This window comes from Nesiotobacter zosterae (assembly GCF_033843645.1).
Classification (GTDB): Bacteria; Pseudomonadota; Alphaproteobacteria; order Rhizobiales; family Stappiaceae; genus Pseudovibrio; species Pseudovibrio zosterae.
In genome coordinates, this window is record NZ_JAWXVZ010000008.1 from 16,409 (window position 1) to 39,885 (window position 23,477).

22 protein-coding genes are annotated in these 23,477 nt (G+C 56.0%); 15 read left to right on the forward strand and 7 right to left on the reverse strand.

Features of this window, described 5'->3' with window-relative positions; genetic code table 11:
- Positions 1 to 634 precede the first annotated feature (634 nt).
- Together gatA and gatC are read right to left on the reverse strand one after the other, a co-directional pair.
- Complete coding sequence (gene gatA / locus Q3Y58_RS12785; protein WP_319622524.1) at positions 635 to 2,113, reverse strand: Asp-tRNA(Asn)/Glu-tRNA(Gln) amidotransferase subunit GatA; 1,479 nt, start codon at positions 2,111 to 2,113, stop codon at positions 635 to 637.
- 51 nt (positions 2,114 to 2,164) lie between these two features.
- A complete protein-coding gene (gene gatC, locus Q3Y58_RS12790; protein WP_274218864.1) occupies positions 2,165 to 2,452 on the reverse strand; it encodes an Asp-tRNA(Asn)/Glu-tRNA(Gln) amidotransferase subunit GatC in 288 nt (95 codons plus the stop codon).
- A 177-nt stretch (positions 2,453 to 2,629) separates the two neighbouring features.
- On the opposite strand from gatC, the gene Q3Y58_RS12795 reads away from it, so the two are divergent.
- From Q3Y58_RS12795 to Q3Y58_RS12805, 3 genes are all read left to right on the forward strand, one after another.
- A complete protein-coding gene (locus tag Q3Y58_RS12795) occupies positions 2,630 to 3,172 on the forward strand; it encodes a TetR/AcrR family transcriptional regulator (protein WP_319622525.1) in 543 nt (180 codons plus the stop codon).
- A 297-nt stretch (positions 3,173 to 3,469) separates the two neighbouring features.
- Positions 3,470 to 3,946 (forward strand): YHS domain-containing (seleno)protein, encoded by a 477-nt coding sequence (locus tag Q3Y58_RS12800; RefSeq protein WP_319622526.1) that lies wholly within the window; start codon positions 3,470 to 3,472, stop codon positions 3,944 to 3,946.
- 452 nt (positions 3,947 to 4,398) lie between these two features.
- Entirely contained in the window at positions 4,399 to 4,875 is a 477-nt protein-coding gene (locus Q3Y58_RS12805) for a YHS domain-containing (seleno)protein (RefSeq protein ID WP_319622527.1), read from the forward strand.
- Between the two features lie 94 nt (positions 4,876 to 4,969).
- Here the strand turns inward: Q3Y58_RS12805 and Q3Y58_RS12810 are convergent, their stop codons facing one another.
- The 3 genes from Q3Y58_RS12810 to ung form a co-directional block, all read right to left on the reverse strand.
- On the reverse strand, positions 4,970 to 5,626 hold the full coding sequence (locus Q3Y58_RS12810) for a hypothetical protein (RefSeq protein WP_319622528.1): 657 nt from the start codon (positions 5,624 to 5,626) through the stop codon (positions 4,970 to 4,972).
- 190 nt (positions 5,627 to 5,816) lie between these two features.
- The gene (locus Q3Y58_RS12815; protein WP_319622529.1) at positions 5,817 to 6,533 is read right to left on the reverse strand and encodes a metal-dependent hydrolase; all 717 of its coding nucleotides are present in this window, start codon (positions 6,531 to 6,533) and stop codon (positions 5,817 to 5,819) included.
- Between the two features lie 47 nt (positions 6,534 to 6,580).
- Positions 6,581 to 7,285 (reverse strand): uracil-DNA glycosylase, encoded by a 705-nt coding sequence (gene ung, locus Q3Y58_RS12820; RefSeq protein WP_319622530.1) that lies wholly within the window; start codon positions 7,283 to 7,285, stop codon positions 6,581 to 6,583.
- Positions 7,286 to 7,437: 152 nt separating this feature from the next.
- Here ung and ruvX point away from each other — a divergent pair, with 152 nt between their 5' ends.
- Both ruvX and Q3Y58_RS12830 read left to right on the forward strand, forming a co-directional pair.
- Positions 7,438 to 7,932: a Holliday junction resolvase RuvX gene (ruvX, locus tag Q3Y58_RS12825; protein WP_319622531.1), complete on the forward strand. Its 495-nt coding sequence runs from the start codon at positions 7,438 to 7,440 to the stop codon at positions 7,930 to 7,932.
- Between the two features lie 46 nt (positions 7,933 to 7,978).
- Positions 7,979 to 8,905, forward strand: coding sequence for an AEC family transporter (locus Q3Y58_RS12830; protein ID WP_319622532.1), 927 nt, complete (start codon positions 7,979 to 7,981; stop codon positions 8,903 to 8,905).
- Positions 8,906 to 8,912: 7 nt separating this feature from the next.
- Here Q3Y58_RS12830 and Q3Y58_RS12835 read toward each other — a convergent pair whose 3' ends face one another.
- Complete coding sequence (locus Q3Y58_RS12835) at positions 8,913 to 10,568, reverse strand: acyl-CoA dehydrogenase family protein (protein WP_319622533.1); 1,656 nt, start codon at positions 10,566 to 10,568, stop codon at positions 8,913 to 8,915.
- Between the two features lie 135 nt (positions 10,569 to 10,703).
- Here Q3Y58_RS12835 and Q3Y58_RS12840 point away from each other — a divergent pair, with 135 nt between their 5' ends.
- The 4 genes from Q3Y58_RS12840 to dprA are packed head-to-tail and all read left to right on the forward strand — an operon-like array spanning position 10,704 to position 14,757.
- Positions 10,704 to 11,660 (forward strand): aspartate carbamoyltransferase catalytic subunit, encoded by a 957-nt coding sequence (locus Q3Y58_RS12840; protein ID WP_274218854.1) that lies wholly within the window; start codon positions 10,704 to 10,706, stop codon positions 11,658 to 11,660.
- A gap of 10 nt (positions 11,661 to 11,670) precedes the next feature.
- Positions 11,671 to 12,975 carry a dihydroorotase gene (locus tag Q3Y58_RS12845; protein WP_319622534.1) on the forward strand — a complete coding sequence of 435 codons (1,305 nt, stop codon included), beginning with the start codon at positions 11,671 to 11,673 and terminating at the stop codon, positions 12,973 to 12,975.
- 24 nt (positions 12,976 to 12,999) lie between these two features.
- Positions 13,000 to 13,617 carry a glycerol-3-phosphate 1-O-acyltransferase PlsY gene (gene plsY, locus Q3Y58_RS12850; RefSeq protein ID WP_274218852.1) on the forward strand — a complete coding sequence of 206 codons (618 nt, stop codon included), beginning with the start codon at positions 13,000 to 13,002 and terminating at the stop codon, positions 13,615 to 13,617.
- Positions 13,618 to 13,620: 3 nt separating this feature from the next.
- Positions 13,621 to 14,757, forward strand: a complete 1,137-nt coding sequence (gene dprA, locus Q3Y58_RS12855) for a DNA-processing protein DprA (protein ID WP_319622535.1) — start codon at positions 13,621 to 13,623, stop codon at positions 14,755 to 14,757.
- Between the two features lie 20 nt (positions 14,758 to 14,777).
- On the opposite strand, the gene Q3Y58_RS12860 is transcribed toward dprA, so the two are convergent.
- Entirely contained in the window at positions 14,778 to 14,993 is a 216-nt protein-coding gene (locus Q3Y58_RS12860; protein ID WP_274218850.1) for a hypothetical protein, read from the reverse strand.
- Positions 14,994 to 15,292: 299 nt separating this feature from the next.
- Here Q3Y58_RS12860 and topA point away from each other — a divergent pair, with 299 nt between their 5' ends.
- The 6 genes from topA (at position 15,293) to rpmG (ending at position 23,398) form a co-directional block, all read left to right on the forward strand.
- Entirely contained in the window at positions 15,293 to 18,103 is a 2,811-nt protein-coding gene (gene topA, locus Q3Y58_RS12865) for a type I DNA topoisomerase (RefSeq protein ID WP_319622536.1), read from the forward strand.
- A 112-nt stretch (positions 18,104 to 18,215) separates the two neighbouring features.
- Entirely contained in the window at positions 18,216 to 20,474 is a 2,259-nt protein-coding gene (rnr, locus tag Q3Y58_RS12870) for a ribonuclease R (RefSeq protein ID WP_319622658.1), read from the forward strand.
- A gap of 7 nt (positions 20,475 to 20,481) precedes the next feature.
- On the forward strand, positions 20,482 to 20,928 hold the full coding sequence (locus Q3Y58_RS12875; RefSeq protein ID WP_274218848.1) for a DUF983 domain-containing protein: 447 nt from the start codon (positions 20,482 to 20,484) through the stop codon (positions 20,926 to 20,928).
- Positions 20,929 to 20,934: 6 nt separating this feature from the next.
- Complete coding sequence (locus Q3Y58_RS12880; protein ID WP_319622537.1) at positions 20,935 to 21,681, forward strand: NUDIX hydrolase; 747 nt, start codon at positions 20,935 to 20,937, stop codon at positions 21,679 to 21,681.
- A 207-nt stretch (positions 21,682 to 21,888) separates the two neighbouring features.
- Entirely contained in the window at positions 21,889 to 23,067 is a 1,179-nt protein-coding gene (locus Q3Y58_RS12885) for an MFS transporter (RefSeq protein WP_319622538.1), read from the forward strand.
- A 163-nt stretch (positions 23,068 to 23,230) separates the two neighbouring features.
- Positions 23,231 to 23,398, forward strand: a complete 168-nt coding sequence (gene rpmG / locus Q3Y58_RS12890) for a 50S ribosomal protein L33 (protein WP_274218845.1) — start codon at positions 23,231 to 23,233, stop codon at positions 23,396 to 23,398.
- The last annotated feature ends 79 nt before the right edge of the window (positions 23,399 to 23,477 follow it).

The window sequence follows — 23,477 nt, forward strand, 5'->3', positions numbered from 1 at the left end:
GGACAAGGGGAGCGGGAGCGATACGCAGGTCCGGGATCCAGCGCAAGGGGCGTGAGCAATGGCGAACACAGCACCCCAAGCGACCTGCGCTGGCCAACAGGCCCGGCTGGATCCCGCATCAAGTGCGGGATGACGGTTGGGGTGGGTAGAGAGCGCGGTGGGCCTCATGGGCGCGGGGTTTCAGCGACGTGTGGTCTCATGGGCGCTGATGCGGGGTGCCGGTAGTCCGTTCCCCCCCTGACGTCATCCCGGACAAGGGGAGCGGGAGCGATACGCAGATCCGGGATCCAGCACAAGGAGCGTGAGCAATGGCGAACACAGCACCCCAAGCGCCGTGTGCTGACCAACAAGCCCGACTGGATCCCGCATCAAGTGCGGGATGACGGTCGAGGTGAATCCTCTCACGTCATCCCGGACAAGGGGAGCGGGAGCGAGACGCAGATCCGGGATCCAGCGCAAGGAGCGTGAACCCTTGCGAACGCAGCACCCCAAGCGCCGTGTGCTGACCAACAAGCCCAACTGGATCCCGCATCAAGTGCGGGATGACGGTCGGGGTATAGGATGGGCTTGCGCCTAAAACTAAAAAGGCCCCGGATCTCTCCGAGGCCTTAGTCATTCACATCAGGTTAGCAGCTTATTTGCTCCACCAGTTTTCTGGCTTGAAGGTGCCGGCAGCTTGCTCGATCACCTCACCCACCTGGAACAGGGTGCCTTCATCAAACGGCTTGCCAATCAGCTGAAGACCGAGCGGCAGACCATCCTTGTTGAGACCTGCTGGAATGGAGATGCCCGGAACACCTGCCATGTTTGCGGTCACGGTGAAGATGTCGTTCAGGTACATGGTCACAGGATCGGTGATTTCACCCGGCGCAAACGCTGCATCTGGTGTGGTTGGCGTCAGAATTGCGTCAACGCCGTTTTCCCAAGCCAAGTCAAAGTCGCGCTTGATGAGCGTGCGCACCTTCTGAGCCTTGAGGTAGTAAGCGTCGTAGTAACCGGCAGAAAGCACGTAAGTGCCGATCATCACCCGGCGCTTTACCTCATCTCCGAAACCTTCCGCGCGGGTGTTTTCGTACATCTCAACGATGTCGTTGCCCGGAACGCGCAGGCCGTAGCGCACGCCGTCGTAGCGGGCAAGGTTTGAAGAAGCCTCAGCAGGTGCCACGATATAGTAGGCTGGCAGAGCGTATTTGGTGTGCGGCAAGGAGATTTCGACGATTTCTGCGCCAGCGTCCTTAAGCCACTCAATGCCCTGTTGCCACAGCTGGTCGATGACTTCCGGCATACCGTCTACACGGTACTCCTTGGGAATGCCGATCTTCATGCCCTTGATGGACTTGCCGACAAAGCTTTCATAGTCCGGCACAGGCGCATCAACAGAGGTGGTGTCCTTTGCATCCACAGAAGCCATGGACTTCAGCAGGATCGCGTTGTCACGCACGGTTCGACCAATCGGACCGGCCTGATCCAAAGAAGACGCAAACGCAACCATGCCCCAGCGCGAACAACGGCCATAGGTTGGCTTGATGCCCACGGTACCAGTGAGCGCTGCTGGCTGGCGAATGGAACCACCCGTATCGGATGCGGTCGCCGCGGCACATAGATGAGCAGCAACCGCAGATGCAGAACCGCCAGAAGAACCGCCTGGAACCAGCGCGGTGTCAGAGCCATTCCGGCGCCAAGGGTTGACCACGTTGCCATAGAAAGATGTTTCGTTGGAGGAGCCCATTGCGAACTCATCCATGTTCAGCTTGCCAAGCATGACAGCGCCGTCGTTCCAAAGGTTCTGGGTGACGGTGGATTCATACTCGGGCTTGAAGCCATCCAGAATGTGAGAACAGGCCTGCGTGTGCACGCCCTTGGTGGCGTAAAGGTCCTTGATACCCAGAGGAATGCCTTCGAGCGGGCGCGCCTCACCTGCAGCAATCTTCGCGTCAGACGCTTTCGCCTGCTCGCGGGCGATGTCACCAGTAACCGTAATGTAAGCGTTGAAAGCCGCATTGGCGGTTTCGATTTCGGAAAGATACGCCTCGGTCAGTTCCGTGGCAGAGATTTCGCGGGCAGCGAGTTTTTCACGCGCCTCGGCGATAGTCAGATCGACAAGCTTTGTCATTGTCTAGTGTTCCTTGGAAAAAGAGAAACAAGCGGAGATCAAGCGCGGGGCTTACTCAACAACCTTTGGCACCATGAAGAAGTTGTCTTCAGAAACAGGCGCGTTCTTGACGATGGTATCGGCATAATCGCCATCCGTCTTGCCATCACTGCGCTTCTTCATGCTCTGCTCAACAACAGAGGTCATTGGCTCAACACCATCGATGTTGACTTCATCGAGCTGTTCAACGAACCCGAGGATTGCGTTGAGTTCTCCAGTCATCTTTTCCGCCTGGGCGTCATCCACCTTGATGCGGGCCAGCCGTGCCACACGCTTTACCGTGTTCAAATCAACAGACATGCGCTTCTCCAACTTATCTCGGCACCTGCCGAGGTCAATTTATTGTAGTCAGCTATAAACAGGCCGCGCCTTGGTTTTCAATGCGCCGCAGCGGGTCATCCTCTGCCATGGCCACTTTACGAGACTGACAAGGACCGTTATTAGAAGACACGCAACTCGCAGGTGGCGGCTTTTTCCATGAAGACAACAATCGGACGTCCGAAAAACAATGATCTGACCCGCAGCATTCTGAAGACGACACTTCAGGAAGTGGCTGATCACGGGTTCCACGGCGCTCGTTTGGACCGGATAGCCGCCAACGCACAGACCTCCAAGCAGGCTCTCTACCGCCGGTGGCAAAACAAAGAGGAACTCATCAGCGAGGCGGTGCGCTATGGGTTTTCAAGAATTCCCGTTGAACCGCCCGGCTCAGGGTCGCTCTCCAGTGATCTGATCAGTGTTTCAGGCCACTTTCAGGAGGCGCTCGTGTCCTCCCCCCTCGGCAAGGCCTATCTCGCACTCTTGACCGAACCCGCCACAGCAGACGATGCAAGACTGATTGAAGGAGAACAACGCACGTTCTTTCGTCAGATGTTCGTCTATGCCGGGAATACAGCGGGCATGGAAGAAAAGATCGACCTCATTCTGGCGCAACTGCTGTACCGTTGCCTGTTTCAGCGCTCAGCACTGGGCGCAATTGCCCTGAAAAACCTGATCACATCCACCGTGAAAGACATGTGATCCAAGGTGAACAGATCTGTACACGACCTATTTAAAGCCATCAAGCATCTGAAATAAAACAGGTATTCTGGAAATTTCAGAGGAACCCCCTTGACTTCTGACGGGGATCTCACGGCTCCTCTCAGCCGCGTGAGGTCGTTTGATTGGCGCTTTTGAACACTCCCCGCCACATTCCAAATCGTGACAGGCGCCGGTCCCAGTGGACGATAGAGATCAGCCCGGTCATGGAGCAAGAAACAATCAGTTCGAAGCCACCCCATCGCGAAGGAAGCGATCCGGGTGAGAGGAACAAGAAACATGCCGATTAACGCGACATTCAAAGCATTTGCCCTGGCCACCATGGTGGCAGTCTCCGCTCCAGCGATGGTTATGGCAGACGAAGTAACCACTTACACCCAAGAGGGTATTGCAATTAACGGCACCGACCCAGTCGCTTACTTCACTGAAGGAAAGCCGGTACAAGGTACCGCCGAGTTCACCACAACATACGATGATGTAACCTGGCAGTTCTCCAGCGCGGAAAACCTCGAGAAGTTCAAGTCTGACCCGGCCAAGTATGCACCTCAGTACGGCGGCTGGTGTGCAACCGGCATGAGTTTTGGCGTCAAGCTGCCCATCAAGTCTGACCTGTGGCGCATTGTAGATGGCAAGCTGTACCTCAATGCACATGATGGTGCCATGAAGCGCTTCAATGAAAAGACCGAGGAAGTCATCGAGAACGCCAACACCAACTGGCCCAACGTGAAAGACATTCCTGCGGACGAACTCGGCTAATCGGCCCCCTCAACCCTACCCGTAAGTTGTTCGCATGAAGAAGTCGCAGAGCGCCCCCTCTGCGGCTTCTCTCGTTTTCGAAACTAGCTCATTCCGGTTGCGCATCTGAGCGCATTTCACTTCAACCAGTCCAATTGGGAATGAGACAACACGCACTCGATCAGTATCAACACGACTCAATCGCTCAACACCCAAAGGTACGACAGGCGGACAGTGGGCACGGCGACAGGATTTGTTTCGAACTTGGCAAGAGCTGTAGAACGCGCCCTAACCATAACGCTCATCTGACGGCCTTCTCGCGCGTCCGTGATGCCCTTTGATTGGCATGAGCCTGAAAAAAACCGCAGAGTATCGTTGCAAAGAAACACAGCCGAACCGGCCCGCGCAACAAGATAGAAACTGACGCTCCCCCACACAGTCACGCTCCGGGTAGAATTGAGAGGAACCGACACATGCCGATCAAGTCAACTTTCAAAGCCATCGCTCTTGCAGGTCTCATGATGACCGCGGCTCCCGCCATGACATTTGCAGATGAGGTGACCACCTTCACCGCAGATGGTCTTGCAATCAAAGGGACCGATCCGGTTGCCTACTTCACCCAAGGCAAGCCTGTGCCGGGCAAAAAAGAGTTCTCGACAACCTATGATGACGTGACTTGGCAGTTCTCCAGCGCAGAGAACCTTCAAAAATTCGAAGCCAATCCGGAAAAGTATGCCCCGCAATACGGCGGCTGGTGTGCCACAGGCGTGAGCTTCGGTTACAAGATCCCGATCATGCCTGAAAAGTGGGCCATCGTTGATGGAAAACTCTATCTCAACGCCCATGACGGTGCCCATCGCCGCTTTACCGAACGCACAGATGAAGTGATCAACAACGCCAACACCAATTGGCCAACAATCAAGGAAACACCAGCAGACGAGCTGGGTTAATCTGTTGACCTTCATCCCCATCGACGACGAAAGCCGCGGCTCTGGAGCTGCGGCTTTTTCTTTTCAAGCTTAGATGACTGCGGCACTCGCCCGACTAATTGGCAGCAAACACAGAGATACTTTGGAACCGCTCGATGGCGCTTACCAGTACGTCCTGTTTGACCGGCCATGTTTCCGGGTTCTGGACCAGAAAACTCTTGCCTCTCCACTCGTGATAGACCTTCACGAAGGTGTCGTTGACCTTGGCAAAATGAAACAGGGCCACTTCCCCCGTGCCTTTGCCATAAACACCGCCCTCCGGAGCATGGGGCGTATCCTGGCAAATCAGCAGAAACGTGCCTGAGCTGCCGCTCTCCGAGATCCGTTGAACAGTGGCGTTCTCCTGTCCGCAGATATCTATGAAAGGCTGCAGGCTCATGGACAGATAGGCGTCCAGTGAAACGTCCTGATCCAGCTTGATGTAGTCGCCGCGCACGGCATAAAGCTGCGTCCAACTTTCGAACTTCTGCCCCTTGGGGATTTGCTCAAAGATGAATTCCGGGCCGTTCTGGTGACGAAAGTACTCGCTTTGACCAATAGGCTCCCCTGCCTTGATCCACATCGGCGGCGGATACGAGATGACAGCCTCATAAACCTGGATTGATTGTATAAAATCTGGTGCCTTGTCTTGCCCCTCCGCCGACACGCTGGTCCCGGGCAACAAACCGAAGGCAATAAACCCGGCGCATATCAGCAAACTCTTCAATCTCATTGGCACCCTCATTCAAACCGCTTTCTCGTCCCAATCAGAACGAGCACCTTCGGGGCGCCATGTAGATGGGAACTCACCACACCCATAACGAGAAAAACGCCAGCTCGCGACACCCAAACACCAACTCAAACAAAAAAAGCCGCAGCTTTCGACTGCGACTTTGCAAGGCGTCAATGCGAAAAAGGCGCGTTTACTCTTTGCCGATCTCAACCGTTTCACCCGGCTTGAGGTCGGCAATGCGGAAGCCGTTGGTGCCCATGGTCTCAATGAAATGATCCGCACTTTGATCAAGAATTGGGAAGGTCTTGTAGTGACAAGGCACGATGGTCTTGAAGTTGAAATAGCGCTTGCAGGCCATGGCTGCTGTTTCCGCGCCCATGGTGAAGCGATCGCCGATTGGAACGATCCCCACCTCAGGCTGATAGATTTCATGGATCAAGGCCATGTCGCTGAAGATGTCCGTATCCCCCATGTGAAGCAGGGTGGGTTCCCCTTCCGCAATGACCACAATGCCATTGGGATTTCCCATGTAGGTCTGGCCGTCTCCGGCCTGCGCGGTGGAGGAGGAATGCTGCGCCTGGGTGAGTGCGACCTTGAAAGGCCCCACATCAACACAGCCACCTGAACCCATCGGATTGATGTTCTCAATACCCCTGGACTGCGCCCACATGCAGATTTCGAAGTTCGACGTCAACTGAGCGCCGGTTTCTTTCAAGATATGTAGGGCGTCTCCCACATGATCGTCATGCCCATGGGTGAGCAGCACATGGGTAACCCCTTCACTCACCGAGGCGACTGTTGCATCCTCAGGAAAGGTTGGATTGCCAGTGAAAAAGGGATCAATGAGAATTTTTGCGTCTTTAATTTCAACAGTAAAAGCCGAATGGCTCCAATAAGTCAGCTTCATGCCTAGCTCTCCCAATCGCGCACCAAGGAGGCCTCTCCCGACGATGCCTAATGCCGATCTTCCGTTGACGTAACATGCTCAACGTCCCAACGTATACCTGAAGAGCTTTCTGTCTTTAAGTACTCATTGATCGCGGAGAAGGGTTTCGATCCGAAAAAACCCCGATAAGCCGACAAAGGCGACGGATGTGCGCCTTTCAGAACAAGATTCTTGGTGGGATCAACCATCTTTGCCTTCTTTTGCGCGTGCGCGCCCCATAGCAAATAGGCAATTCCCTCTCGCTGCACTGCCAACGCGTTCAGCGCGGCGCTGGTGAAGGTCTCCCATCCCTTCTTGGCGTGCGAACCGGCCTTGCCTTCCTCAACGCTCAAACTTGTGTTGAGCAACAGTACGCCCTGCTCCGCCCAAGCCTGCAAGCAACCGTGAGAAGGCACCGGAATGCCCTCATCCGCCTCCAGCTCCTTGAAGATGTTGCGCAACGAGGGCGGAAACCTGACGCCCTTCTCGACCGAGAAACTCAAGCCATGGGCCTGCCCCGGCCCGTGGTAGGGGTCCTGCCCCACAAGCACGACCTTTACCTTGGAGAACGGTGTTGCATTGAACGCTGCAAAACGCGTGTGCTTGGGCGGGTAGATGGTCTTGCCCGCAGCCTCCTCCGCTTCCAGGAAAGCTGCCAGCTTCTTGAAATAGGGCTGCTCGAACTCAGCCGCCAAGATGTTGCGCCATTCCGGTTCCAGATCCAACGGGCCCATGCCACGCCTCCAAGCTTTGCACTACCAGACTGCTTGAGACCACGCCCACGGCAAGGACGCCAGAGGGTTTGCCCGAAACACATGAGGTTTCCACTTTAAATCTGTTCATCTGAAGCGTGGCAATTGCGCAAGAACCGTGCTACAGCGCGCAAATGAGCACGAATACACCAGTTCTTTCCCTTGAAGAGTTTCAAGAGGTTCTCCCTCCCCAAGGTCGCCTGATCGGGCTTGATCTGGGCACGAAAACCATCGGCCTTGCCATGTCCGACATCGGCCGCAAGATTGCCACGCCCCTTGAAACCATCAAGCGCAAAAAATTCACGCTAGACACAGACCGCCTGTTGGAACTGTGCCAAACCCATGAAGTGATTGGCCTGGTTCTGGGCCTCCCGCTCAACATGGACGGCACAGAGGGTCCTCGCGTACAGTCCACCAAGGCATTTGCCCGCAATCTGGCCCAGCGCACGGAACTGCCCATGGCGTTCTGGGATGAGCGCCTGTCAACGGCAGCTGTCACACGCACCCTTATCGACGCCGATCGCTCCCGCGCCCGACGTGCCGAGCTGGTCGACAAGATGGCCGCAAGTTACATTCTGCAGGGGCTCCTCGACCGCCTTCAGCTGGGTGGTACAAGCTTCTTCGACTGACCCGCCACGACGCCGTTATCCGGCATCAACGAAAACGAGTAGCTCCATGCACACCGTGCTCATGGCCTTAACGCCAGTCCTCATGCTGATCGCAACCGGTTGGGCCATTGCCAACTACAAGATGATCAGCGCAGATGGCTGGCGGCCCATGGAAACGCTGTGCTACTGGCTGCTGTTTCCTGCGGTGCTTTTTACCAGCGTGTCGGATGCCGATTTCGCCAGCCTGGATCTTGGAAGCTATGCCATCGGCCTCTATGGCACGCTGGCTCTGCTGTGTGTCATTCTTGTCCCCACGGGCGTGCTGTTGAGGCACCAGCTTGAGGTATCCGGCCCTGCGTTCAGTTCCATCTTTCAAGGAACAACACGGTGGAACGCCTTCATTGCACTAGCCATTGTATCCAATATTCTGGCGGATGAAGGCTGGACGCTGATCGCCATCACAATGGCGCTGCTTATTCCGGTGATGAACGTGCTCAGCATCACCATGATGACCTTCTACGCTTCCTCCAATGCTCTTTCCATCAAGGCACTGGTGATGGGCATCGTGAAAAACCCCTTCATCATCTCCATTGGAGCGGGTTTGATCGTCAACGTGACTGGCCTCGACCTGCCCGGCTTTATCGAAGACTATGCAGAGTTTCTGGGCCGCGCCGCTCTGCCACTGGCGATCTTGAGCGTTGGCGCAGCAATTGACATGAAGTCCCTTCGCAAACCGGGGCCACGTCTGCTCATTGGCTGCCTATTACGCCTTGTCGTCGCGCCGGCTATCGCACTTGCCGTTGCAACCCTACTGGGCCTTGGATCCAATGCGACCATAGCACTTGTGATTGCATTCGCGGTCCCAACGGCGGCGGCAAGCTATGTGCTCGCGCGCCAAATGGGAGGCGATGCCACGTTGATGGCAGAACTTCTGGCCCTTCAAACCCTTGCCTCAGCCGTCACTGTTCCGCTGTGGCTCCTGTTGTTGGTTTGAGCCCTGGTCAGGCGACCACGTAGAGCCAGTCCACGATGCTGCGCGCGTCGTGGCGCGCATCAAGCATCCCATAGCTGGAGCGCCATTGTCCGGCAAGACGGCTGTCCATAAAGGCATCGGAGATGAAACTGGGGGCCGCTTCTCGCAGCGCGGCGGCAGCGGCCGTAAGTGCCAGCTGCTCTGTAAGAATGCGGGCACTGCCCGGATCGTCAATGCACGTGCGAGCGGCAGCCTGAAGCACCTCAACGGACACCTTTCCTGCCTGACCAAGCCGCCCTTCCAGATGATCCAAAACAGCCAGGAAGCCGCTAGAATTCTTGGTCATGACACGCATCAGGTCGAGGGCCATCACATTGCCTGAACCTTCCCAGATGCTGTTCACAGGTGCTTCGCGATAGAACCGCGCCAGATCATGCTCCTCCACATAACCATTTCCGCCTAGGCATTCCATCGCCTCGCCGGTGACCACATTTGCTGTCTTGCAGACCCAGTACTTTGCCACCGGTGTGATGACGCGCAGGTAGTCACGCTCCAACTCGTTTTCCGGGGCCGCATCAAAGGCGCGAGCAAGCCGGAAGGCAAGCGCAGAAGCGGCGGCTACATCCAGTGCCATATCCGCCAGAACACGATTCATGACCGGCTGATCCAACAGCGCCTTTCCAAAGGCCTGTCGATGCCGCGTGTGATGCACCGCCCGCGCCACTGCACCGCGCATCACACCAGCAGAACCCAAGGCACAATCTAGACGTGTCGGATTCACCATGGACAGAATGGTCTTGATGCCCTGCCCTTCCTCGCCCAGCAGGAAACCATGCGCATCTTCAAACTCCACCTCAGAGGAGGCATTTGACAGATTTCCCATCTTGTTTTTCAGGCGAATGAGGTTCAGGCCGTTGACACTGCCGCCCTCCAGAACCCGCGGAACGAGGAAACAACTTGGCCCTGCCTCTGTACGCGCCAGCACCAGAAAGGCATCAGACATGGGGGCAGAAAAAAACCACTTGTGGCCGTTTATGAGGTATTCCCCCTCACCAACCCTTTCCGCCGTGGTGACGATCTGGCGGAGATCGGTCCCACCTTGTTTTTCGGTCAGCCCCATTCCAAGGCTGACGCTGTTTTTTTGAGAGGCGGCGCGGAACCTCTGGTCATAGGTCCGCGAGGCAATCAAACTCTGCCATTTCTCGGCGATCTCAGGATTGTGTTGCAACGCCATCCCGGCCGCATTGGTCATGGTGATCGGACACAGGTGCCCCATCTCCACCTGAGACATCATGTAGTATCGCCGCGCCCGATTGAAGTGAGCGTTTTTTGCCCCCGGCTGGAGCGCGTCAACGGACGCACAATGCAAGCCTGCTGCAAACGAGCGCCGCATCAATGCGTGATAGGACGGGTGAAACTCGACGATATCCAACCGGCGTCCATAGGCATCATGGGTCTTGAGCTCTGGTTTGTGGACATTGGCCATGCGCCCCAGATCCAGCGCATCAGCCGCGCCGCATTGCGCGCCCATCTTGATGAGATCGGTGCGAACGGAATCAGAATCCGGCGCGTGTCCCAGAGAAGAGAAAACAAGCGGATCGCTCTCGCAAAGATTGTAGCCGAAGTAAGGAGGGGCTTGGTTCAAAACCGGTTGTCCAGCCCCATTGCTATTAGTCTTTGGCATAATACCGGCCCTCCTCCCTGCAAAGTTTCCGCTGGTTAATCAACGACATCACAACCTTTACCTGCAACTGCAAAAATATACTAGCGGTATTGCCTCTTTACGGTTGACCTCCATGAGCATATAGGGGTGTCTTCGATGACTACACACACAGCACATCGATCCACATCCTTTCCTCACCGGCACCTCCTCGGCATCGAGGGGTTGCAACCGCCGGAAATTCTCCATCTTTTAGATCTTGCAGACGAAGCAGTTGAAGTCTCTAGACAGGTAGAGAAGCAGAAGGCGGTCCTGCGTGGCCGGACACAAATCAACCTCTTCTTCGAGGCATCCACTCGCACCCAGGCTTCCTTCGAAATCGCAGGAAAACGCCTCGGCGCGGATGTGATGAATATGTCTGTCGCAACGTCCTCTGTCAAAAAAGGCGAGACGCTGATCGACACAGCCGCCACCCTTCATGCCATGCGCCCGGACCTTCTGGTGGTTCGACACCAGTCCGCTGGGGCGGTGCAGCTGCTGGCCCGCAAGGTTGGCTGCTCGGTGGTCAATGCGGGCGATGGCCAACATGAGCATCCAACCCAGGCACTTCTGGATGCGCTGACCATCCGTCGCCACAAAGGCGATATTGGCGGATTGACTGTTGCCATCTGCGGCGACATTCGCCACTCCCGAGTTGCTCGCTCCAACATCATTCTTCTCAATGCACTGGGTGCGCGAGTGCGCGTCGTAGCACCATCAACCCTCCTGCCCTCCGGTATCCATAACATGGGCGTTGAAGTCTTCACCGACATGCGCAAAGGCCTTGAAGGCTGTGACATCGTCATGATGCTGCGCCTCCAGAGAGAACGCATGAGCGGTGCGTTTGTGCCATCGGTCCGTGAGTATTTTAAATATCACGGCCTCGACAAGGAAAAGCTGAGCTTTGCCAAGCCAGATGCCCTTGTCATGCATCCCGGCCCCATGAACCGTGGTGTTGAGATTGCAGCAGAAGTTGCGGACGGGCCTCAGAGCCTGATTAAAGAACAGGTCGAAATGGGCGTTGCCATCCGCATGGCAGTACTTGAAGCCCTGGCGACACACCTGCCGACCAAGTGAGGAGCTGAGCATGGCTGAAAAGAACAATCCGCTCGTTCTGACCAATGCGCGGGTGATTGATCCTGCCTCGGGACTGGATGAAGCCGGTTCCGTGCTCGTGCAGGACGGCAAGATTGTTGCAGCAGGCGCTGCAGCAAACAACCAAGGCGCACCTGAAGGTGCGGTGAAGATGGACTGCGGCGGCGCCATTGTCGCTCCGGGCCTCATCGACATGGGCGTTACTGTGGGCGAACCGGGAGCAGAGCACCGGGAAACCCTTGAAAGCGCAAGCCAAGCAGCCGCTGCTGGTGGCGTGACCACCATGATCACCAGCCCGGACTGTGATCCCATCATTGATGACCCGGCGCTGGTAGACTTCATCCTGCGCCGCGCCCGCCACACCGCCATCGTGAATGTCCATCCGATGGCAGCGCTGACCAAAGCCCTTGAAGGCAGGGAAATGAGTGAGCTTGGCCTGCTGAAGGAAGCGGGTGCCGTTGCCTTTACCAACGCCACCATTCCAGTCTCCAACTCGCAGGTGTTCGCTCGCATTCTCACCTATGCCCGCGACTTTGATGCCCTTGTGGTGCATCAGGCCAAGGACAAGGATCTGGCAGGCTCAGGCGTCATGAACTCGGGCCTGCGTGCCACGTGGCTGGGTTTGGGCGGCGTGCCGCGTGAAGCGGAGTTCATCGCCATTGAGCGGGACATGCGACTGGTCGCCATGACCAAGGGCAAGTATCACGCCCGTCTCATCTCCTGTCCGCAGAGTGCACGCGCCATTCAGATCGCCAAGAATGACGGCCTGAATGTAACGGCTGGCATTTCCATCAATCATCTGACGCTCAATGAAAACGACATTGCGAACTACCGCACGTTCCACAAGATGTCGCCGCCCCTGCGCACGGAAGATGACCGACTGGAAATGGTGAAAGCTCTAGCTGATGGCACCATTGACATCATTATGTCAGACCACAACCCGCAGGATGTGGAAACCAAGCGTCATCCGTTTGCCGAATCTGAAGACGGTGCGCTAGGGCTTGAAACCATGCTGGGAGCTGGAATGCGCCTCGTCCATAGCGGCGACGTGCCTCTCATGAAGCTTCTGGCGGCCATGACCTGCAATCCAGCAGATCGTCTTGGGCTCGAAGCTGGCCGTCTGTCGAAGGGTGCCCCTGCCGACCTGATCGTGTTCGATCCGGAACGGCCTTGGATTGTAGAGAAAGAAAAAATCCGCTCTCGTTCCAAGAACACACCGTTTGAAGACGAGACGTTGCAGGGCCGTGTTCTGACAACTCTGGTGGCGGGTCGCATTCTGTATAATATTGCAGCTTAACGCGCCACAACGGAGACCGAAGACGTGCCAGATCCAATCAGCTGGTCTTACTCACTGCCATACTACATGATTGCTCTGGCAATCGGGTACATTCTTGGCTCCATTCCATTCGGTCTCCTGATCACAAAGGCAGCCGGTCTGGGCGACATTCGCCAGATCGGCTCCGGCAACATTGGCACCACCAATGTGCTACGCACCGGCAAGAAGAGCCTCGCCGCCCTCACCTTGTTGTGTGATGCGCTCAAAGGCACCCTTGCTGTTGTCATCGCCTACATCTGGCTGGGCAATGACGCCGCCATGATTGCGGGCCTTGGGGCCTTCCTCGGTCACCTGTTCCCTGTCTGGCTGAAGTTCAAAGGCGGCAAAGGCGTTGCAACATACATTGGCATTCTGCTCGGCCTGAACTGGCCTTTCGCGCTGGTCTTCATGGTGATTTGGTTGCTTGTGGCCTTCATCACCAAATACTCTTCACTGTCAGCACTGGTTTCGTCTCTTCTGATCCCGTTTGTTCTTGTTGTATTTGACCAATGGCAACTCGCAGAAATCACGGGTTTGCTTGGTGTCATGCTCTGGCTAAAACATCACGAGAACATTTCTCGTCTTCTTAAGGGCACAGAAGGCAAAATCGGATCGAAGGGATAGTAAATGCCAACAGCCACGAAGGGCCGCGCGGTTGAACTTAGTGACGCGCAGCGGCTCTCCTGGCTCAGGCTTATCCGTTCTGAAAATGTGGGACCGCGGACCTTCCGCGATTTGCTAAATCACTTTGGTTCTGCCGAAAATGCGCTCGCCGCACTTCCCGACCTGTCACGACGCGGCGGACGGTCCTCCTACAAGGTCTGCCCTGCAGACAAGGCGGAGGCCGAACTTGACGCTGTGAGCCGCTACGGCGCGTCCATGGTGGCCCTTGGAGAGCGGCCCTATCCGCCAAACCTGCGCGAAATTGAAGCGCCCCCACCGCTTCTTACCATGGCTGGCCCCGCAGATACCGCAGGTTCAAAGGCTGTCGCCATAATCGGTGCGCGCAATTGCTCCATGGCAGGCGCAAAGCTCGCAGCGACCTTTGCAGAAGAACTATCGCGCAACGGCTATCTTGTCGTCTCAGGCCTTGCGCGCGGCATTGACAGCGCGGCGCACAAGGCAAGCCTTCGACTGGGCACCCTGGCCGTATTCGCAGGTGGGATTAACGTGATCTACCCGAGTGAGAACCAGGCTCTGGTTGAAGCCTTCCACCAAAATGCGGGCGGCGTCGTGACGGAGATGCCATTTGGGCTCAAACCCCGCGCCAGAGAGTTCCCCCGTCGCAACAGACTGATCTCAGGTATCTCGCTAGGGGTACTGGTGATTGAAGCGGCAAGCCGATCCGGTAGCCTGCACACGGCGCGCTTTGCTCTGGAACAAAACAGGGATGTGCTGGCAGTCCCCGGCTCTCCCCTTGACCCGCGATCTGAAGGCGCAAACCGGCTCATCCAGCAAGGGGCCGCCCTGATGATGACGCCCGACGATGCCCTTCAGGTGTTGGAAGCCAACAGCGCAAGCCTGCTCTCCCAAAACTTTGAAGAACCGGCAGGTGCCGAACATCCCGGCTATAACACTGAGGAAATTTCAGAGAATGATCGGCAAAGGCTTTTATATGCGCTCGGCCCGACGCCAAGCGATGTGGATGAAATAATCCGTTTTTTGCAGATATCCCCTCAAGCAGCTCAGGTCATGCTGCTTGAGCTTGAATTAGCAGGACGCTTGGAACGTCACCGGGGAAACAAGGTTTCTCTCATCACATAAGAAACGTTGGGTAGGACGAACTACCCGTTGGCTACCTTGAGCTCTGTTTCAGGTGCTGCGCCTTTCTGACGCTCCTGACGAGCTTCTTCTTCAGCCATGGACAGAAGATAAGCAAGAAAACTCAAGTCATTAGAGCGAGCCATCTTGGCCAGTTCCTGACACATCTTCTCACAATAAGTTGCAGTTGCTACACGATCATCGTTGCTTGCGGCATTGAGGGGTGCGCCTTCACTCATGTTTCGCCTTTCCAATTGCTGGGATGGTACCAGCTAAACGTTTTCTCTTATGTTTTGTGAAATGCAATTCATGATTGCGCTAAGGAAATAACACTCTTCAATCTTGAGCGGAAGTGCAAAACCACTAATTACGTAGGGGTGCTTTATCAGGGTCTATGGCTTTTCCACTCTTGACCTCGCGCGCTGAAAAGGCCATTTGACAGCCGCGACTGTATCCGAGATTGTCTCGGATCGACTCACTTGCATCCTGTGCCCTGCACCAATTCATAGGCGAAAAAGTCGCGAGAGTTTGGATTTAGATGAATATCGTCATTGTGGAATCGCCGGCGAAAGCCAAAACCATCAACAAATACCTTGGGTCTGATTACAAGGTACTGGCCTCTTATGGTCACGTGCGTGATTTGCCCCCGAAAGATGGTTCAGTGCTCCCCGATGATGACTTTGCCATGTCATGGGCGGTGGATTCCAAATCACAAAAACGCCTCAGCGATATAGCCAATGCGGTGAAGGATGCCGACCGCCTCATTCTCGCAACCGACCCCGACCGCGAAGGGGAAGCAATTTCATGGCACGTGCTTGAGGTTTTGAAGAAGAAAAAACTCCTCAAGGACAAGAAAGTCGAGCGCGTCGTGTTCAATGCGATCACGAAAAACGCGATCCTTGAAGCCATGCAGAACCCCCGCGAGCTGGACGAGCCTTTGGTAGACGCCTATCTGGCGCGCCGTGCCCTCGACTACCTCGTGGGTTTCACACTCTCACCTGTCTTGTGGCGCAAGCTGCCGGGAGCCCGCTCTGCAGGCCGCGTGCAGTCCGTTGCCCTGCGCCTTGTTTGTCAGCGTGAAAACGAAATCGAAGACTTTGTCAGTCAGGAATACTGGTCGCTGCTGGCCAACCTGAAGACCCCATCTGCAGATCCGGTTCAGGCCCGCCTGACTGCGTTTGACGGCAAGAAACTTCAAAAGCTCAGCATTGGAAACGAGGCGGAAGCCACCAGCATCAAGACCATGCTGGAAGGCGCGAGCTTCCAGGTGATGAGCGTTGAATCCAAGCCGCAAAAGCGCAACCCGTTCCCGCCATTCACCACATCGACCCTTCAGCAGGAAGCTTCTCGTAAGTGCGGCTTTGCCGCTGCCCGCACCATGCAAGTGGCGCAGGGTCTTTATGAAGGGGTGAACATCGGCGGCGAGACTGCCGGTCTTATTACCTACATGCGTACAGACGGTGTGCAGATTGCGCAGGAAGCCATCCACAGCGCCCGCTCTGTGATCGGCAAGCAGTTTGGCGACAACTACGTCCCAGAAAAGCCTCGCTTCTACTCCACCAAGGCCAAGAACGCGCAGGAAGCACACGAAGCGATCCGCCCAACGGATCTGACGCGGCACCCGCGAGATATGGCCAAGTTCCTTGATCCAGATGCAGCACGTCTCTACGAGTTGATCTGGAAGCGCACCATCGCCAGTCAGATGGAAAGCGCAGTGCTTGAACGCACCACAGCAGACATTGAAGCCATCAATGGCTCAAAGACCGCGGCCTTGCGCGCCACAGGGTCCGTTGTGCGCTTTGACGGCTTCCTGACCCTCTATCAAGAGGGCCGCGATGACGAGGAAGACGAAGATTCACGCCGCCTTCCAGCCATGAACAAGGACGACGTCCTTGGCCGCACAGGCATTGAAGCCAATCAGCACTTCACTGAACCGCCACCACGCTATACGGAAGCGACATTGGTGAAGAAGATGGAAGAGCTCAGCATCGGTCGCCCTTCCACCTATGCAGCCACACTGCAAACCCTGCGTGATCGCGGCTACGTGGTTCAGGAAAAGAAGCGCCTGGTCCCACAGGATAAAGGTCGTCTGGTTACAGCGTTCCTGGAAGGCTTCTTTGAGCGTTATGTGGAGTATGACTTCACCGCGTCGCTGGAAGACCAGCTCGACAAGATTTCCGCAGGTGATTTGGATTGGAAAAAGGTCTTGCGCGACTTCTGGAACCCATTCCACGAAATCTGTGACCAGGTCATAAAGCGCTCCAACACGGAAGTGCTGGACGCCCTCAATGACATTCTGAGGGCCCACGTCTTCCCGGACAAGGAAGATGGTTCGGATCCACGCCAGTGTCCAAAGTGTGAGACCGGCCGCTTGTCCTTGAAAGTAAGCCGCTTTGGTGCCTTTGTTGGTTGCTCCAACTACAACAAGGACAAGAAGGACGGCAAGGTTCCTGATGAGGATCCGCCACACTGTGATTATACCCGCCAGCTGAACAACTCCGGTGACGGCGATGGGGACGCAGCTTCCGATGGCCCGAAGGTTCTGGGTGTTGATCCGGAAACCGGCCTTGAAGTCTCCTTGCGCGTTGGTCGCTTCGGACCTTATGTGCAGCTGGGTGAAGAGGCCAAGCCAAAGCGCTCCTCCCTGCCGCGTGGTTGGTCTGCTGCGGACCTGGATCTCGAAAAGGCGCTCCAGTTGCTCTCCCTCCCACGGGAAGTGGGCGAGCACCCTGAAGACGGCAAGATGATTACCGCAGGCCTTGGACGCTTCGGCCCATTCGTACAGCACGATGGCACCTATGCCAATCTGGATGGACCTGATGAGGTGTTCTCTGTTGGCATCAACCGCGCCGTTACACTTCTCGCCGAGAAGCGTGCCAAGGGTGGTGGTCGCCGCGCTGCAGCAAAACCGCTCAAGGAACTGGGTGATCACCCGGATGGCGGCGCAATTAATGTTTACTCCGGCCGGTATGGTCCCTATGTGAAATGGGAAAAGACCAACGCCACACTGCCGAAGGACACCAAGCCCGAGGACGTCACGCTTGAGCAGGCCATTGAACTGGTGAATGCCAAGGCAGGATCAAAAGGCAAAGGCAAGAAAGCCGCCGCAAAGAAAACCACCGCTAAAAAGGCCTCCGCTTCCAAGTCCGAAGGCGCTGCGAAGGGCGTACTGAAGGAGTTGGGCGCACACCCTGATGGGGGTGACATGAGCCTTCGTGACAGCGGCCGTCTCGGCATCCGCCTGAAGTGGGATAAAACTTTCATCTCCCTCGGCAAGGATGTGAAACCGGACGACATTACATTTGAACAGGCCGTCTCAATCGTAAACGCCAACAAGGCTTCCGGTTAAGGCGGTACACTCTGCCCGCAAAAAGGGCGCAAGCGCAGCGCTCTGCTGTACTGGAAGAAAAGAATTGAGCCGACACAAGCTCGCTGGAAAAAAGCACAAGGGACCGGCAGAAATGCCGTCCCGCGATGACATCCTTGCGTTCATCGCAGAAAACCCCGGCAAAGCCGGCAAGCGGGAAATCGCCCGCCACTTCGGCATTGTGGGTGCAGCTCGCATCCATTTGAAGAAACAGCTGAAGGAACTCGCTGAAGAAGGGTCGATCGAGAAGCGCAAGAAGCGTATGATCCGCCCCGGCGACCTCCCCTCCGTTTTGGTGGTGAACCTCAACACCCGGTCCCGTGATGGCGAGTTGCTGGGCACCCCGACGAACTGGGATCCCGAACATGGCAACCCGCCCAACATTCTGATCCTGCAGGAACAGCGTCGTGGCAAGTCCGGCCCTCAAGTTGGGGTGGGCGACCGTGCTCTTGTGCGTTTGAATGAACAGGATCCGGGGCCGCAAGCCTCGTATTGCGCCCGTGTAATCCGCAGGCTGCAGAAGCAGGAAAGCACCATACTGGGCATCCTGCGTATCGACCCGACAACCAAGGCGGTCCACCTGGAGCCAGTAGACCGGCGTGTCAAGGAAGTGGATATTGATCCACGGGACCTGAAAGAAGCAGAAGACGGCGATCTCGTTTCCGTTGCTGTTCACAAGGTCGGGCGCTACGGCATCGCTCGGGCCAGCGTTGAACACCGCATCGGCTCCATGAACTCCGAACACGCGGTCTCCGAAATCGCGCTTTACAGCCAGAACATTCCGAACGTGTTTCCGGATGAAGTTTTGGCAGAAGCCGAGAGCGCCAAGCCGGTCAAGCAACAAAACCGGGAAGACTGGCGCGACATTCCGCTGATCACGATCGACCCGGCGGACGCGAAGGACCACGATGACGCGGTATTCGCACAGGCTGATGATGATCCGGAAAACGAAGGTGGCGTTGTGGTTTACGTCGCTATTGCCGACGTGGCCGCGTATGTAACACCAGGCTCCGACATGGACCGCGAAGCGCAAAAGCGCGGCAACTCGGTCTATTTCCCGGACCGGGTCATCCCTATGCTGCCGGAGCGCATCTCAAACAACCTGTGCTCCCTTCGCGAGAAGGAAGAACGCCCTGCCATGGCGACGCGCATGGTGTTTGATGCTGAGGGCCAAAAGATCTCGCACACCTTCCACCGTGTGATCATGCGCTCTGCGGCCAAGCTCTCCTACCAGCAGGCACAAAAAGCCATTGAAGGCATAACTGACGACAAGACAGAGGTCTTGCTGGAAGATGTGCTGAAACCTCTTTGGCAGGCCTACGCGGTTCTCAAGAAAGGCCGCGACAAGCGTGCCCCACTCGAGCTTGACTTGCCTGAACGCAAGATTCTTCTAAAAGAAGATGGCACAGTGGACCGCGTGGTGGTGCCAGAGCGCCTTGACGCCCACAAACTGATTGAAGAGTTCATGATTCAGGCCAACGTGGCCGCGGCAGAAACACTGGAATCCAAGAATTCTGCACTGCTCTACCGCATCCATGACGCGTCTACGCCGGAAAAGCTTGAAAACCTGCGCGACTTCCTGTCGACCATGAACATCAAGCTGCCCCATCAGGGTGGTTTGCGCGCCTCCGTGTTCAACAACATCTTGGACCGCGTAAAAGACACGCCAAACTCGCCTTTGGTGAACGAAGTTGTGCTGCGCTCTCAGGCGCAGGCCGAGTATCACCCGCAAAACATTGGTCACTTTGGCCTTAACCTGCGACGTTATGCCCACTTCACTTCCCCAATCCGCCGCTACGCCGACCTGATTGTCCACAGGGCGTTGATTGCCTCGCTAAACCTCGGCAAGGACGGTTTACCTAGCGGATTTGAGGAAAAACTCGAGGTGATCGCAGGGGAAATTTCCGCAGCAGAAAGAAGGGCAATGCTGGCGGAAAGGGAAACCATTGACCGCTTGATCGCCCTCTGGTTGGCAGACCAGGTCGGTGCCAAGTTCACCGGAAGAATCGCTGGCGTCACCAAATCGGGACTTTTTATACGCTTGCAAGATAGCGGCGCAGATGGTTTTGTACCTGCTTCTACTATTGGGAATGATTACTACGCCTATGAAGAAGCGGCCCATGCACTGATTGGCAGAGCCACCCGTGAAACCTTCCAACTGGGAGATACGGTTGAAGTTCGCTTGGCAGAAGCAGCTCCATTCGCAGGCGCCTTGCGGTTCGAGATTTTGAGCCCAGGTAAGATTTCCTCAGACATGGGTCGACGCAAGCCGACCACAAAAAAGAAGAACTGGTCGCAGCGAACAGGCAAGCCAGCGGGATTGAGAAAGTCGAAGTCTCGAAAGAAACGGTGAAACACGAATGAGTTTGCAGGAAAGCATCAGCCCTCCCCCAAAACGTGACGTGGCTTCCGCTATGGCCAAGGGAGGGCTGCTGAAGTGCCCCTCCTGCGGCAACGGCAAGATGTTTGAAAGCTTCTTGAAGGTCAAACAAAGCTGCGATGCGTGTGGCGAAGAACTACACCACCACCGCGCCGACGACGCCCCTCCGTACTTTACCATCTTCATTGTCGGTCACATCGTTGTGGCTCTGTGCCTTGCAGTGGAGATGGCCTTCTTTCCTCCCCTATGGCTTCATATGGCCTTGTGGCTGCCCCTGACGGTGGTTATGTCGCTCGCCATGCTGCCGCCCATAAAAGGCAGTCTTGTGGGCCTGCAATGGGCGCTACGCATGCACGGCTTTGATCTAAAGTCAGAGGATGAGGAGGAAACCGGTGACAACACCTTTCACTCCGTCAGTCAGGCCTAGCGCACCATGAGCCAGGAAATACTCGACCGCCTTCAACGCGTTGATCGCATTCTTGATGGAGAGCCGCTGGTACCAAAAGATGCGGCAACGCTTCTTATTCTGGAGCGCAAGGCTGACGGTGACCCTCATGTTCTCATGGGCAGGCGCCACATGCGCCACAAATTCATGCCCGGAATGTTTGTGTTTCCAGGTGGGCGCGTCGATCCGGAAGACGTCGGCGTCCGTTTTGCCGCGGACTATGATCCCACTGTGCAGTCAAAGCTTACCAGGGATCTGAAGGGCGAAGAAGAAGAGGACTACACTCGCGCCTTCGCCATTGCCGCTGTGCGCGAAACCTATGAAGAAGCAGGCCTGTTCATCGGTCGTCTGGACCACAACGATACAGAACCCTGCGGCCATGGTTTTGAAGCCTTTGACAGCCGGTTCGTGATGCCAGACCTGAGCCCGATGCGCTTCATTGCACGCGCCATCACGCCTCCTGGACGTCCACGGCGTTACGACACACGCTTTCTCGCTGTCTGGGCAGATCAGATCGCCGACAGGCTCCCAGAAGGAACAGGGCCATCGGGCGAGCTGGAAGAGCTTCAATGGCTTTCTTTGGAGGAGAGCAAGCAGTTGGAGCTACCGCCAATAACTTTGGCCGTTATTGAAGAGCTTCAGAACCGCCTCGCGGAAGATCCGAAGCTGGAGCCAGATTATCCGGTTCCTTATTACTACTGGACACCTGAAGGGTTTGTTCGAGAAGAACTCTAGAAACACGCGTGTACTGGTAGTATTTGCAAAACACTGTGTTGATGCGTCGCAGCCTCTGCGGCGCTTTTTTTTTGCGCCTCATCCCTATTCCGTATTGTGCTCACCGACACACATGGGCTAAATCCTGAACGAACGTTCAAATGTTTGAGTAACTTTGAACCCAAAAAGAACTTAAGCCTCACCCCATTACTGAACAGGCAAACTGCTATGCACTCCCCCACCGCACGCGGCGGCGTTCTGTTTGACCCAAGACAACGACGCGGCATCGTTGCCGCCATCGGCGCGATCACCGCCGTCGGTCTTGCACTCTCCGCCAGCCTGCCCCTTCTTGCCCTCACACTAAGTGAACGCGGCATTTCAGAGGGCATGATCGGCCTGAACACCGCCTTCGCTGGTGTGGCTGCCATTGCGGCCACACCGCTCTGTACACCCATCGCCCGCCGCTTTGGAACGCCACTCGCCTTGCTGGGTGCCGTGGTTGTCTCCGGCCTCGCCCTTCCGCTGTTCTTCTTTGCGCAAGAACTGTGGATGTGGTTCCCATTACGTATTTTGTTTCACGGCGCAGTCTGCGTGGCCTTCGTGCTCTCTGAGTTCTGGATCAATGCCCTTGCTCCCAGCGAACGCCGTGGCTTGATCATGGGAATCTATGCAACGGTGCTGTCAGCGGGCTTTGCAACGGGACCCATCATCTTGGCTACAGTGGGCACAACAGGACCAGCACCGTTTTTCGTGTCCGCCGTATTGATCCTTTTGGCTGCCTTCCCGATCATGTATGGCTTCAGAGCCAGACCAGACCTTGAAGAGAAGGCCACAACCAAGTTTCTCTCTTTCCTGCTGGTTGCCCCCATCGCAACCCTTGCCGGATTCTTCTTCGGAGCAATTGAGTCGAGCGCGCTTTCTCTGCTGCCGCTTTACGGCATCGGCATTGGATATGTTACCGCAACAGCCGCGCTTCTTGTCACAGCCATGACGGCCGGAAATCTGCTTTTGCAGATACCAATCGGCATGTTGGCGGACAAACTCGATCGGCGCATGATACTCTTGGTCTGTGCCATCCTGGGCAGCGGTGGCGCGGCCCTGATGATTCCCGCATCAAGTTCCCCTTACCTCTTGTTTCCACTGATGTTTTTTTGGGGAGGAATTATCGCAGGTCTCTACACCATTGGGTTGACTCACCTTGGCGCTCGGTTTTCAGGGGCCAATCTGGCCTCTGCAAATGCGGCCTTCGTGATGATGTATTCCCTTGGAATGCTTGTAGGACCAGCCACAACCGGGTACGCCATGAAGGCCTTTGATAGCAATGGCTTGCCTATCGTGTTCGCAACTCTCTTGGGAGCGTACGTTTTAGTTTGCCTCATAAGGACAATTTGTTTACGGCTCTCTTAACAACAGATCTTGACTTTAAGCCGCTAATCAGTAGTGTGCGCGCTGAATTTCCTCTGTTTCGCTCGCACACGCGCCCGACGGAAATGATCCGCAAGCGGGCATGACGAGCATGACAAAAACAATCCGGCCATGACCAGGCCGACAACCCATAGGACCCTTAGCCATGGCCAAGGCAACCACAATCAAAATCAAGCTGCTGTCTACTGCTGACACTGGCTTCTTCTACGTGACCAAGAAAAACTCCCGCACCATGACCGAAAAGATGGTCAAGCGTAAGTACGACCCGGTCGTTAAGAAGCACGTTGAATTCAAGGAAGCAAAGATCAAGTAAGGTCTTTTCTCTTCGACATGATCAAGGGTGCCCTCTGGGCGCCCTTTTTTGTTTGCGAAGACCGTTTCCGGACCGGAGC

Bases quoted from the DNA above. Each gene is read 5' to 3' on its own strand.
- gatA (WP_319622524.1), bottom strand. From the start codon at position 2,113: ATGACAAAGCTTGTCGATCTGACTATCGCCGAGGCGCGTGAAAAACTC.
- gatC (WP_274218864.1), bottom strand. From the start codon at position 2,452: ATGTCTGTTGATTTGAACACGGTAAAGCGTGTGGCACGGCTGGCCCGC.
- Q3Y58_RS12795 (WP_319622525.1), top strand. From the start codon at position 2,630: ATGAAGACAACAATCGGACGTCCGAAAAACAATGATCTGACCCGCAGC.
- Q3Y58_RS12800 (WP_319622526.1), top strand. From the start codon at position 3,470: ATGCCGATTAACGCGACATTCAAAGCATTTGCCCTGGCCACCATGGTG.
- Q3Y58_RS12805 (WP_319622527.1), top strand. From the start codon at position 4,399: ATGCCGATCAAGTCAACTTTCAAAGCCATCGCTCTTGCAGGTCTCATG.
- Q3Y58_RS12810 (WP_319622528.1), bottom strand. From the start codon at position 5,626: ATGAGATTGAAGAGTTTGCTGATATGCGCCGGGTTTATTGCCTTCGGT.
- Q3Y58_RS12815 (WP_319622529.1), bottom strand. From the start codon at position 6,533: ATGAAGCTGACTTATTGGAGCCATTCGGCTTTTACTGTTGAAATTAAA.
- ung (WP_319622530.1), bottom strand. From the start codon at position 7,285: ATGGGCCCGTTGGATCTGGAACCGGAATGGCGCAACATCTTGGCGGCT.
- ruvX (WP_319622531.1), top strand. From the start codon at position 7,438: ATGAGCACGAATACACCAGTTCTTTCCCTTGAAGAGTTTCAAGAGGTT.
- Q3Y58_RS12830 (WP_319622532.1), top strand. From the start codon at position 7,979: ATGCACACCGTGCTCATGGCCTTAACGCCAGTCCTCATGCTGATCGCA.
- Q3Y58_RS12835 (WP_319622533.1), bottom strand. From the start codon at position 10,568: ATGCCAAAGACTAATAGCAATGGGGCTGGACAACCGGTTTTGAACCAA.
- Q3Y58_RS12840 (WP_274218854.1), top strand. From the start codon at position 10,704: ATGACTACACACACAGCACATCGATCCACATCCTTTCCTCACCGGCAC.
- Q3Y58_RS12845 (WP_319622534.1), top strand. From the start codon at position 11,671: ATGGCTGAAAAGAACAATCCGCTCGTTCTGACCAATGCGCGGGTGATT.
- dprA (WP_319622535.1), top strand. From the start codon at position 13,621: ATGCCAACAGCCACGAAGGGCCGCGCGGTTGAACTTAGTGACGCGCAG.
- Q3Y58_RS12860 (WP_274218850.1), bottom strand. From the start codon at position 14,993: ATGAGTGAAGGCGCACCCCTCAATGCCGCAAGCAACGATGATCGTGTA.
- topA (WP_319622536.1), top strand. From the start codon at position 15,293: ATGAATATCGTCATTGTGGAATCGCCGGCGAAAGCCAAAACCATCAAC.
- rnr (WP_319622658.1), top strand. From the start codon at position 18,216: ATGCCGTCCCGCGATGACATCCTTGCGTTCATCGCAGAAAACCCCGGC.
- Q3Y58_RS12875 (WP_274218848.1), top strand. From the start codon at position 20,482: ATGAGTTTGCAGGAAAGCATCAGCCCTCCCCCAAAACGTGACGTGGCT.
- Q3Y58_RS12880 (WP_319622537.1), top strand. From the start codon at position 20,935: ATGAGCCAGGAAATACTCGACCGCCTTCAACGCGTTGATCGCATTCTT.
- Q3Y58_RS12885 (WP_319622538.1), top strand. From the start codon at position 21,889: ATGCACTCCCCCACCGCACGCGGCGGCGTTCTGTTTGACCCAAGACAA.
- rpmG (WP_274218845.1), top strand. From the start codon at position 23,231: ATGGCCAAGGCAACCACAATCAAAATCAAGCTGCTGTCTACTGCTGAC.